This window comes from Serratia sp. K1WW1 (assembly GCF_055790865.1).
In genome coordinates, this window is record NZ_CM147697.1 from 4,135,527 (window position 1) to 4,148,243 (window position 12,717).

A 12,717-nucleotide genomic window follows, 5' to 3' on the forward strand; every position below is an offset into this window, starting at 1 on the left:
ACTGCCACCAGAGCTTGCACATTACGGTTATCGATTAAATCAACTTGTTACCATTGATAACCCACCCCTACTGCGACACCTACATCCCCTTGCGTGGTCGTGGTCCCTTGCAGTTTGGTCACCCACTTGCCGTTATCGGAAATAGTTGACACGCCCATTGCTACTGCACCCTGGCTACCGTAGCTGGCTCCGCCCATGCTGAACATGCTGGCCCCTGCTGAGTATGGCTGTGGCATACTCGCCATCGCCATCGCACCGGCAATCCCGCCTTCCAGCTTGTCGTTTTGCTTATCAACCTGGTTTTTCAGGTCGCTAAACTTGCTGTTGGTATAGTCTTTCGACTCGCTGATACCGCTGGTCAACTGGTTGACGTTAACGCCATCCGTGCCTTTGGTACCCGCTGCCACGTTAGTGATCTGGCGTTCGTTACCCGCAGAACCAACGGATACGCTGTTGGTTCTATCGGCGACCGAGCCAGAGCCCAGAGCAACCGAGTTATCCGCAGTCGCAGAAGACGAGTTACCCAGCGCGACGGAGTTGGCACCTGACGCAGTGGATGATGTCCCCACCGCCATGCTGCTGTTACCTGACGCTTTGGAGCCCGCACCACCGGCTACCGAGTTATTTCCGGTCACACTCGGTTTCGGCAGGTTGTCAGTATTTTTAACCTGGAACATGCCGTCGGTACCGTTCTGGATATTGGTGATATCCGTGCTGTTCTGCTTCACTGAGTTGTCGATATTGGTGATATTGCCCGATACCTCTTTCAACTGAGCCAGGTTCACCGCATCGGTATCCTCAGTCCCAGCAGCCACGTTGGTGATTTGACGCTCGTGACCTTTGGAACCCACAGAAACCGAGTTCATACGATCCGCAACCGAGCCAGCACCCAACGCCACAGCGTTATCCGCCGTTACAATGGAACCATCACCGATTGCCGTACCGGTCTTACCGGTCACGCTGCTTGAACCACCGATAGCCACTGAATGGTCAGTGCTAGTCTGAGCATTGCTGCCCATGGCGATGGAACTCACACCGGAAGCTTGTGCATTACCACCCACCGCAATTGACTCGGCACTCACAGCCTTGGAGTCAGCCGCCGTTGAGTTGGCGTGGAAGTACTTGACACCATTGTTAGTGATGTTGGTGATTTCAGTCTGCAAGCCAAACAGTTGCGAACCGTTCACCGCATCAGTACTGGTGGCACTGATATCCCCTGCAGCGACGTTGGTGATCTTGGCGGGGCCATTACCCATATGGTTGGCACTGTAAGCCCCTTTGCCCCCGTTGGCTTTGGCATCCCACTGCAACGCATCATCCTTCAATCCATTAATATCATTGGTGTTGTTGGTGATATTGGTGGTATTGATGGCCACCTGGTTATTGGTCTCGGTCAGTTGAGAGTAGTTAACCGCGTCGCTTGGTGCTTTACCGTCCGCCACGTTAGTGATGGTGGTACCGCCAGTGTGCGTGCTGTTGTCGTAAGCATCGCCACCCAGGGTCACGCTGTTGTGGGTACTGTTGTCATATTTAACGACATCGGCTACCGATTCGGTGGCCACCTGCTTCAACTGCGCCACGTTCACCGCATCCATATCGTCTGCACCGGCAACCAACCCAGTAATACGACGCTCACCCACGTTCACTTCACCCTTCGCCGTGCCGCCAACCAGATAGGCCTGGTGAGACAAGGTGCTGCCATTGGCCAGAGAACCGGCGCCCAGGGCGATGCTGCCATCAGCACTGGCCACTGCGCCCATACCGATTGCTACCGCATCCAGACCAGAGGCCACAGAATCCGCGCCGGTAGAGTTGGCGTGGAAGTACTTGGTGCCCTTGTTGTTGATGTTGGTCACCGTATCACCCAGGTTGGTGATATTGGTGTTGGTTTCGGTCAGCTGTGAGTAGTTCACCGCATCGCTTGGCGCGCTACCATCAGCCACGTTGGTGATAGTGGTGCCACCGGTATGCGTGCTGTTGTCGTAGGTATCACCACCCAAGGTAATGTTGTTGTGGGTGCTGTTGTCATATTTGACAACATCGGCTACCGATTCGGTGGCCACTTGTTTCAGCTGTGCCACGTTAACAGCATCCGCATCGTCCGCACCGGCAGCCAGCCCGGTAATACGACGATCCCCCACGTTTACTTCACCCTTCGCCGTGCCGCCAACCAGATAGGCTTCATGCGCCAGCGTGCTGCCGTCGGCCAGCGAACCTGCACCCAGAGCAATACTGCCATCCGCACTGGCCACTGCACCCATGCCGATTGCCACCGCATCAATACCCGAGGCCACAGAATCCGTGCCGGTTGAGTTGGCGTGGAAGTACTTGGTCCCGGTGTTGTAGATGTTGTCTACAGTATCGCCCAGATTGGTGATCGCCGTGGTGTTACCCGCTATGTTGGTGGTGTTGGTCGTTACCTGGTTATTGGTTTCGGTCAGTTGTGAGTAGTTCACCGCATCGCTTGGCGCTACGCCATCAGCCACGTTGGTGATAGTGGTGCCACCGGTATGCGTGCTGTTGTCATAAGTGTCGCCACCCAGGGTCACGTTGTTGTAGTTCACGGTACCATCAGTATTTTTATCATACTGAACGCTGCCTCCTTGCAGGCCATCGATCGCCTGGTTGGTGGCAAACAGTTGTGAACCGTTGATGGCATCAGTGCTGTCTTTATTCAGACGACCTGCGGCCACGTTGGTGATAGTACGCTCCGCCCCAACTGCGCCTACGCTAACCGAACTGGTCGGTGTAGTCCCGGCGAAGACATAGTCTTTACCATTCAGGGTTACACCCGCCGTCGCCACAGCAGCGCTGGCAGTTGAGCCATCACCCAGGACGACCGAGCCATCTAATCCAGCGTCGACCGTCACGTTGCTACCTATGACAAAGACTTTGTTGGCGTCGATGCGGTTATCGTTACCCAGTGAGTAACTGTCATCACCGTTGACCACCGTTGGGTCACCAATCGCCGCCGAACGTGCACCGTTAACCACGGTGCTGTAGCCCAGGCTGATTGAATGATCGCCATTTGCCATTGCATTCACACCGGTCGCAACAGCACCTACCCCTCTCGCTGCTGCGTTGATACCTGCCGCAATGGAGTTGGCTCCGGTAGCACCGTCGTTGTTGAAGTTGGCATCAGACATTGAAACGTTATTGAAGCTGTAGTAGTGGTTCATGACCGAGGTCAGTTGCTCTACGTTCACCGCATCCGTTGCGTCTGCACCGGCAGCCAGCCCGGTAATACGACGATTGCCCACGTTCACTTCACCTCTTGCGGTTCCGCCGACCAGATAAGCCTGGTGAGACAAGGTGCTGCCGTTGGCCAGAGAACCCGCACCCAAGGCTACGCTGTTATCAGCGCTGGCAATGGCACCCATACCAATCGCAACCGCATCCAGGCCAGACGCGACAGAGTCGGTACCGGTTGAGTTGGCGTGGAAGTACTTGGTCCCGGTGTTGTAGATGTTGTCTACGGTATCGCCCAGGTTGGTGATCGCCGTGGTGTTACCCGCGATAGTGGTAGTGTTGATATCCACCTGATCGTTGGTCGCTTTCAGCTGTGAACCGTTGACCGCATCGGTACTGGTATCCGTAAGGTCACCGGCTGCCACGTTGGTGATCTTGGCTGGACCATTGCCCATATGGTCGGCGCTGTAGGCATTCAGAGACGCATCCCACTGCAGCGCATCATCCTTCAACCCATTAATGTTGGTGGTGTTGTTGGCGATGTTGGTGGTGTTGGTAGTCACCTGATTATTGGTTTCGGTCAGTTGTGAATAGTTCACCGCATCGCTTGGTGCGACGCCATCCGCCACGTTAGTGATAGTGGTACCACCGGTGTGCGTATTGTTGTCGTAAGTATTGCCACCTAGGGTAATGTTGTTGTGGGTGCTGTTGTCATACATCACCGCATCAGCGACAGAACTCGCAGCCGTGGCTTTCAACTGTGCTACGTTGACCGCATCCATATCGTCCGCACCGGCAGCCAGCCCGGTGATACGACGATCGCCCACGTTCAATTCACCCTTCGCAATCCCACCAACCAGATAAGCTTCATGCGACAAGGTGCTGCCGTCTGCCAGCGAACCGGCACCCAGAGCGATGCTGCCATCGGCACTGGCGATAGCACCCATACCAATCGCAACCGCATCCAAACCAGACGCGACAGAGTCGGTACCGGTGGAGTTGGCGTGGAAGTACTTGGTCCCGGTGTTGTAGATGTTGTCTACGGTATCGCCCAGATTGGTGATATCGGTGGTGTTGGTCGCGATGTTGGTGGTGTTGTTGGCGATATTGGTCGTGTTAGTATCAACTTGAGTGCCCAACGTATCGATGGACTGGTTGGTGGCAAACAATTGTGAACCGTTCACCCCATCAGTACTGTCCGCATTCAGACGGCCTGCGGCTACGTTGGTGAGGGTACGTTCTGCATTGGCATCACCCACGCTGACTGTTCCAACAGGGGATACACCCGCAAACGCATAGTCATTCCCTGCAATCTGTGCCCCTGTCGTCGCGACGACAGCGTTGGTTTTTGCTCCATCACCCAGCGCAACACTTCTCTCCACATCGGCGACAGCATTGTAGCCAAGGGCGACAGATTTGGACGCTGAGGAATTTGCCAGCACGCCAACTGCCAGAGAGTAATTATTTGATGCTTGTGCTGCGCCGCCCAAGGCAAATGCGGACTGACCGGAGGCATTGGATGCATTACCGAAGGCCCCGGAATTTCCTCCAGATGCCTTGGCATTAAAGCCGACACTCACATCATTACCGTTCGTCGCTTTGGCAAATGTCCCCAACGCTACACTGTTGCTGCCACTGGCCAGACTGCCCGCACCTATTGCAATATCCGCTCCCGATAATGCCTGAGAGTCATGGCCAATAGCCGTCGAGGAAACACCTGAGGCGCTGGCATTAACGCCAGCGGCAAGCGCTCTAGCGCCCGTTGCACCGTCGTTATTGTAGTTGGCCCCCTGCGTCCCATCATCGTTAACGCTGAAGTAATGGCTTGCTGAATCTTCAATCGCCTTATTGGTGGCAAACAACTGTGAGCCGTTCACCGCATCGGTGCTGGTATCTGTCAGATCACCGGCGCTCACGTTAGTGATCTTGGCCGGTCCATTGCCTTTATGGTTGGCGCTGTAGGCATTCAGCGACGCATCCCACTGCAGCGCATCCTCCTTCAACCCATTAATGTTGGTGGTGTTGTTGGCGATGTTGGTCGTGTTGGTATCAACTTGAGAGCCCAACGTATCGATGGACTGGTTGGTGGCAAACAATTGTGAACCGTTCACCCCATCAGTACTGTCCGCATTCAGACGGCCTGCGGCTACGTTGGTGAGGGTACGTTCTGCATTGGCATCACCCACGCTGACTGTTCCAACAGGGGATACACCCGCAAACGCATAGTCATTCCCTGCAATCTGTGCCCCTGTCGTCGCGACGACAGCGTTGGTTTTTGCTCCATCACCCAGCGCAACACTTCTCTCCACATCGGCGACAGCATTGTAGCCAAGGGCGACAGATTTGGACGCTGAGGAATTTGCCAGCACGCCAACTGCCAGAGAGTAATTATTTGATGCTTGTGCTGCGCCGCCCAAGGCAAATGCGGACTGACCAGAGGCGTTGGAAGCATTACCGAAGGCCCCGGAATTTCCTCCTGATGCCTTGGCATTAAAGCCGACACTCACATCATTACCGTTCGTCGCTTTGGCAAATGTCCCCAATGCTACACTGTTGCTGCCACTGGCCAGACTGCCCGCACCTATTGCAATATCCGCTCCCGATAATGCCTGAGAGTCATGGCCAATAGCCGTCGAGGAAACACCAGAGGCGCTGGCATTAACGCCAGCGGCAAGCGCTCTAGCGCCCGTTGCACCGTCGTTATTGTAGTTGGCCCCCTGCGTCCCATCATCGTTAACGCTGAAGTAATGGCTTGCTGAATCTTCAATCGCCTTATTGGTGGCAAACAACTGTGAGCCGTTCACCGCATCGGTGCTGGTATCTGTCAGATCACCGGCGCTCACGTTAGTGATCTTGGCCGGTCCATTGCCTTTATGGTTGGCGCTGTAGGCATTCAGCGACGCATCCCACTGCAGCGCATCCTCCTTCAACCCATTAATGTTGGTGGTGTTGTTGGCGATGTTGGTCGTGTTAGTATCAACTTGAGTGCCCAACGTATCGATGGACTGGTTGGTGGCAAACAATTGTGAACCGTTCACCCCATCAGTACTGTCCGCATTCAGACGGCCTGCGGCTACGTTGGTGAGGGTACGTTCTGCATTGGCATCACCCACGCTGACGGTTCCAACAGGGGATACACCCGCAAACGCATAGTCATTCCCTGCAATCTGTGCCCCTGTCGTCGCGACGACAGCGTTGGTTTTTGCTCCATCACCCAGCGCAACACTTCTCTCCACATCGGCGACAGCATTGTAGCCAAGGGCGACAGATTTGGACGCTGAGGAATTTGCCAGCACGCCAACTGCCAGAGAGTAATTATTTGATGCTTGTGCTGCGCCGCCCAAGGCAAATGCGGACTGACCGGAGGCATTGGATGCATTACCGAAGGCCCCGGAATTTCCTCCAGATGCCTTGGCATTAAAGCCGACACTCACATCATTACCGTTCGTCGCTTTGGCAAATGTCCCCAATGCTACACTGTTGCTGCCACTGGCCAAACTGCCCGCGCCTATTGCAATATCCGCCCCCAACAAGGCTTGAGAGTTTTCGCCAATCGCCGTTGAGGAAATACCTGCGGCGCTGGCATTAACACCAGCCGCAAGCGCTCTAGCGGCCGTAGCACCGTCATTGTTGTAATTGCCTTCTTGAGTCTCAGCATCGTTCAAGCTGTAGTAGTGGGTTTTATTATCGTTGATGGCCTGATTGGTCGCTGCCAGTTGTGAACCGTTAATGGCATCGGTACTGGTGGTGTTAACGCGACCTGCGGCGACGTTAGTGATGGTGCGTTCGTGGTATTGTTTACCAATACTGACAGTGCTGGTTGGTGCCGTCCCTGCAAGATCGGTATAGGTCTTGTCAGCGATAGTCATGCTGGTTGTAGCCACCGCGTCTGAAGTCCAAGAATCCGTGCCTAGCGCAACGGCATCAATGTTTCTTGCCACCGCAGTATGGCCCACAGCCACAGCATTGGCAGCACTAACACTCGAGTTGTTTCCCAGAGCGGTACCAAAATCGGCATTAATTTCGACGGAAGTATTATTACCAACACTAGTGGCACCATAGCTATTCGCTGAGGAACCAGGACCTATGCTTACCGAATAGTTACCCACGGCTCTAGCAATTGAACCAAATGCTAGAGAACTTAAACCTGTCGCACTGGAGTCCCACCCGAAAGCATAAGCACCAACGCTCAGAGCTTGAGCGCCACGGCCAATAGCCGCTGAACCATAACCTGTCGCACTTGCGTTTTCGCCACTCGCGATTGAACTACCACCAGACGCATTGGCGGAGAGACCTGTAGCCAGGGAACCCTCCCCTGTTGCGCTGGCCAGGTTACCGAATGCAGAGGATCCGACCCCATTAGCTAAGCTACCAGCCCCCACTGCTACGTTATTCCATCCCAGCGCCTGAGCGCTTGAACCTATAGCAGTCGAGCCATTATTACTTGCAACAGCCGCATTCCCAATCGCCGTATTGCTTGCTACTGTACTATCAGAAGCTGCGGTGCCACCGTTGAGAACATTGGTAGGGTCAACTGTCCAGGCCTCTGCTGGCTCGATACTGACTAAAGCAGCTGCAAACGCACCGGCCATACCACCAGCACGCATCAATGCACGACGAGCGCGACGGGTGGAACTGCCATCCTTGCCTTTACCTTTGGCCGACGCGAATTCGCTGGCAACAACCCAGGCCTGCTGTGCGGCACTCCAAACTAAACGGTATATCGTATTCATAAGCTTGTTCCAATAAAAAGTATTTTGTACGCGCAGTGACTCGCGTGATTATCTAGTACTGTACAATCAAGATTGTTCTTCAGATTAGATTCCCTGGATGTAGATCACTCACTCTAAATTCCTTCTTAAATCCTCCCATCACGTTGTTAGCGTCCTACTAAAAACTTGGCATCTTTTTACTCCAAGTTTGTTTAAGGCGCTTACCTTAGGGCTGGTTATAGCTTTAACACTTCAATTACGTGTTAATAAGACATCGACCATAGATACATCTCGCATGCAATCATTCAAGAAAATCAATTTAGACATGATTACTCTTATTTTATAAATTCATAACATCGGTATTACCCCCCCCATCAGTTACCGTTTTCGATGATTTGATTAAACGGAAAAAAGACCTTTACGGCAAACCAGTAGGTAGAAATGTGTTTTTGAATTTACAAAAAAAGATTAAAAATCATATGGTTAAACAAAAAAATTATGAAAACGTCCTTGTTCTATTATCAGAAACGCTACGTTTTTTCATGTTTATTTAGCTTTGCCGATGCGAACTCAGTGATAGCTACCTAGACACCCAGTGCTCACTTACTAACAATTTCATGTGAAATCAGTCTTCTCGTCATTGGCGCCTAACTAACAAATCAGACATACTTTTCACACCCAACTTTTTTAAAGCGTTTATTTTATGATTGTTGATAGTTTTAACACTGCGGTTACGTGTAAAGGCAATCTCAATGAGAGGGATCCCCCTCATTATATCGTTAAAGGTATTTAATTCCGAGGAGGTCAACTTACGCTTATAAAAATCGCAGCACCTGAGGCTATTGTAGCGATCAGGTCGTATTCCAGCGCTCATTGCCTGTTCTAATCTTCTTATAAAGACAAAGAATTGGCGTCCAAATAAAACAATATCATCATCTTTATCGATGCAAACGATAGACTCATCCTGAGTATCATTCATTAATGACGTCAGATATTTTTTATCATGCAAAAAGGCACAATGACTGATTGCTTCTTCATCAATAAACTGCTGAGGAAGGCTTTCAAAAAGCCTGACTAAGTCAAAGAAATTACCGCAACTATCAATCACGACGCCATTATAATAATAGTTGTTATTTAGCCGGGTTTTAAACGCACGGTAGTTACTGAAAAAAACGAGCTTTACCTCTGGTAAATAAACACGTTCTCTTGTTAACTTTGACGAAGTATAGAGTAATGCCAACTTTAAAAAGTAATTACTGGTAATACAAGCAATCCTTAGCTGGTTCATAATAAAGTCCATTTTTTCGTGCAATTCTCAAAAGCAGAGATCCTTCAGCAGTGTTGGTAGCCTGTTTTCTTAGCTATCTGGTTAGATGATGCCTTAGCCACCTGTGCAACTGAAGTTATTAGATAGGAAGACACTTTAGGAATATGTAAGACAAAGTTTATAATTTATAAGAAAAGTCTCTAAAATGTATTTTTTACCTATTTAATCAACATCATTTAAAACATTCATTTAAGATGCATCTTATTGAAAATTAGGAATAAAGTTCGGTTTCACTCATCTACTCTTAATTCACTAATAAAATGCCAATCAGAATGGTAGCTAATATCACTTAAGAATAGCATGAGTAACATCATCTCTATGCTGACGCAACGTTTTAATAACTTATATGTTGCCGATTGGCTAGATATCAGCAACCACCCAGAAAGGGTGGTTGCAAGTTTGCTGCAAGAAGGGAAGCTAGAGGGGATGATTACTTAAACCACCCAAACACGGTGTTGACCAACAGCGATGAAATGGTGAAGTCCGGGTCGGCAAAGGTCACGCCATTGGCCCCCAGGCCCGCAAACAGATGCAGCGTCAGCGCCGGGAATACGCACAACAGCAGGCCGTTGATGGTACTGGCAATGATGGCCCCACGGAACCCGCCGGTCGCGTTACCGAATATCGCCGCCGCGCCGCCGGTAATAAAGCTGGCCATAATGCCGGGCACGATAATCGGCAAACCGATAAACGGGAAAATCAGGATACAAATCAGTTCTACCAGGAAACTGACCAGGAAGCCGATCAGGGTGGCATTAGGCGCTTTGGTAAACAGCACCATCACATCCACTGCCGGCACAGCTCCTGGGGCGAACACTTTGGCAAACCCTTTGAACGCTGGCACGATCTCTGCGGTAAACATGTTGACGCCAGCCTTGGCCATATACAGGCCGCAAGCAAAAATCGCCGACTGTTCCAACACAAAGATCAGCACGTTTTTATCCGCAGCCCCGGCACCATAAACCATGACCATGGCATCCTTAACCTGCGGTTGTGTGGCGAAGATGCTGGAGATGACCAGCAGGATTAACATCGTCAATAGCGTAGCGACGTTAGGCTCGCGGATAAAGTCAAACTTGTTGCTGATCACCACGTGTTCGGTATCGTGCTTTTTATTACCGAACCATTTCCCCATATAAGAACCGATAATATAGGAGGAGATCGCCGCATGGGAAATGGCATAATCATTCGAACCAATAATATCCCGGCTGAACTTGCTCAAGATATACGGTGATATCGCCATGTAACAACCAATGAAGATTGAAGCGATGGTCACGATAGCAACATGGCTATAGCCCAGTTCGGCCAGCACCGCCGTCAGCGCAAAGGCCATAAACAGCACCAGGTGCAGGGAAAGATAGATATTTTTAAAGCGGGTAAAACGCGCCAGCAGAATATTCAGCACCATTGAGAACAGCAGGATCACCGCCGCTGTCGCCCCCAGTTTATCGATGGTCGCCGCCATGATAGCTTCGTTGCTCGGCACCACGCCAACAATATTAAATGCGTTAGAAAACAGTGAACTAAATGCGGTCAGCACCTTCATCAATATGCTGCCGCCAACCTTGATCATGGTAAAGCCAATGAAGGAGAGTAAGGTCCCGGTGATTATCCTTGAAATCGGTGCTCGTTGAAAAATCAGCCCCAGGAAGGCGACGATCGCAATGATGACCGATGGTGTTTTTACCAAACTAAGCAATATGTCCACGATATCCCTCAATATTTACATTATTTATGCAGGAAGGACGAATTTCTTGTTACCCAATAGATCCCAAGCCGCAGTTTGCAAGGACAAAACACGCCCTGACCTACGGTGCTTTAGCTTGAAAGGTGAAGGGAGCAATGAGCCTTCGATAGGCACAGTGATACCACGCAGGCTTTTTTTTTACTGCTGTCACATGATTGATTCGAGATCTCAATCACGAAAAATGAAACATTGTTTTATATTTGTAAAACGGCTTTTCATTTTTAGTTTTTACCGATGAGAAGCCTTGTGACAGATTTGAGCATGGTGTGTCTAACTAACCATCCTGGCAGCGGTTTAGTCGCTCAGAGTATAAGCTTATGCGAAAATGTCTTTTTCCCTTCCCCCACCCGAAAACCCACGCCAACACTTGCTTCAGATGATTATTCCCCTGTGGAAACAGTGTAACCACCACTGATGGATTTATCCGCCGGGTATCGCTGCGTAAATTGTGATCCCGATCACTCGTACAACTGTCGTACGACGTGCATATTCACCTGAGATGAGTGCTACTATGCTGAATAATAAAGATAAACCTGCATCATCACCGTGGTTGGCGATCTTCTCGCTGACGGTCGCCTGTTTTGTCATGGTTACCACCGAATTTCTACCCATCGGGCTACTCACCAATATCGCCCCTTCCCTTGATGTCAGCACCGGTAAAGCGGGTCTGATGGTCACCATCCCCGGCGTGGTTGCCGCCGTGGCCGCTCCGGTTCTAAGCCTGCTCTCTGGGCGACTCGATCGGCGGTTGCTGATGCTGGGCCTGTCCGCACTGCTGATTATTTCCAACCTGGTTTCCGCATTGGCGGTGAACTTCCCGATGATGCTGCTTGGCCGCGTGCTTCTGGGGGTCTGCGTTGGTGGTTTCTGGTCCTTCGCCGCCAACTATGGCCGCCATCTGGTGCCGGTTGCCAGCCAGGGCCGGGCGACAGCGCTGATCCTGAGCGGCATCTCGGTCGGTGCTGTCTGTGGCGTACCCGCCGGGGCATTGATCGGCGATTTGTTCGGCTGGCGTGCGGCGTTCTTTGGCAGCTCGGTGTTGGCTGGCATCGTATTGTTGGCACAAATGCGTCTGCTCTCGTCGGTGCCTGCAAGCCGCCCGGTGACCCCGAGCGATCTACTATCACCGCTGCGCCTGCCAATGGCGCGCATAGGATTAATTGCCATCGTGCTGCTGTTTATCGGCCATTTTGCCGCCTATACCTACCTGCGCCCACTGTTGCAGCAGGTGTTTGTCCTCAGCCCTTCAGCGATTTCGTTACAACTCCTTGCTTATGGCGCTATCGGCCTGCTTGGCACTTTCCTGGGTGAGCGGTTGGCGGAACATAGCCTGCGCGCCACCTTTATCCTGATCACCGCCATGTTGGCCAGTATCCTGATTGTTTCCCCCTTCCTCAGCGGGATCCCTGGAGCCACCCTAATGGTGTTGGTCTGGGGGCTAGCATTTGGTGCGGTACCCGTCTGTGCCACCAACTGGATGTTTGCCGCCGTTCCCCAGGCACCGGAGGCCGGGCAAGCATTATTGGTAAGCGTGATCCAGATTGCTCTGGCCTCGGGTGCATTGCTCGGTGGGGAAGTGGTTGATTGGCAAGGCGTCAGCAGCGCAATGCTGTTCGGTGGGGCCCTGATCCTTTCCGCCATGCTGGTGTTTGGCTGGTCATTACGCAGCGGCATGATTAGCGTTAAGCAGCCATAATCATTATTCCCCTAGAGAAACATGCCCTGGAAAATTGCCGGGGCAA

General features: G+C 51.7%; 5 protein-coding genes and 1 pseudogene. 2 read left to right on the forward strand and 4 right to left on the reverse strand.

The features are described 5' to 3' along the window. Positions 1-47 precede the first annotated feature (47 nt). The 3 genes and pseudogenes from ACX9GU_RS18690 to ACX9GU_RS18700 form a co-directional block, all read right to left on the reverse strand. Complete coding sequence (locus ACX9GU_RS18690) at positions 48-2,993, reverse strand: YadA family autotransporter adhesin (RefSeq protein ID WP_473195215.1); 2,946 nt, start codon at positions 2,991-2,993, stop codon at positions 48-50. Continuing rightward, a pseudogene (locus tag ACX9GU_RS18695) lies at positions 2,994-7,922 on the reverse strand (ESPR-type extended signal peptide-containing protein); the annotation flags it as partial. It abuts the gene before it with no gap. Positions 7,923-8,538: 616 nt separating this feature from the next. Next, positions 8,539-9,189 (reverse strand): LuxR C-terminal-related transcriptional regulator, encoded by a 651-nt coding sequence (locus ACX9GU_RS18700; RefSeq protein WP_473192523.1) that lies wholly within the window; start codon positions 9,187-9,189, stop codon positions 8,539-8,541. Positions 9,190-9,528: 339 nt separating this feature from the next. Between ACX9GU_RS18700 and ACX9GU_RS18705 the strand changes: the two genes are divergently transcribed. Continuing rightward, positions 9,529-9,666: a hypothetical protein gene (locus ACX9GU_RS18705; protein WP_473192524.1), complete on the forward strand. Its 138-nt coding sequence runs from the start codon at positions 9,529-9,531 to the stop codon at positions 9,664-9,666. Here the strand turns inward: ACX9GU_RS18705 and ACX9GU_RS18710 are convergent. Continuing rightward, positions 9,659-10,936, reverse strand: coding sequence for a PTS ascorbate transporter subunit IIC (locus ACX9GU_RS18710; protein ID WP_473192525.1), 1,278 nt, complete (start codon positions 10,934-10,936; stop codon positions 9,659-9,661). The two genes, ACX9GU_RS18705 and ACX9GU_RS18710, sit on opposite strands and share 8 nt — an antisense overlap. 550 nt (positions 10,937-11,486) lie before the next feature. On the opposite strand from ACX9GU_RS18710, the gene ACX9GU_RS18715 reads away from it, so the two are divergent. Further along, complete coding sequence (locus ACX9GU_RS18715; protein WP_473192526.1) at positions 11,487-12,671, forward strand: MFS transporter; 1,185 nt, start codon at positions 11,487-11,489, stop codon at positions 12,669-12,671. Positions 12,672-12,717 lie beyond the last annotated feature (46 nt).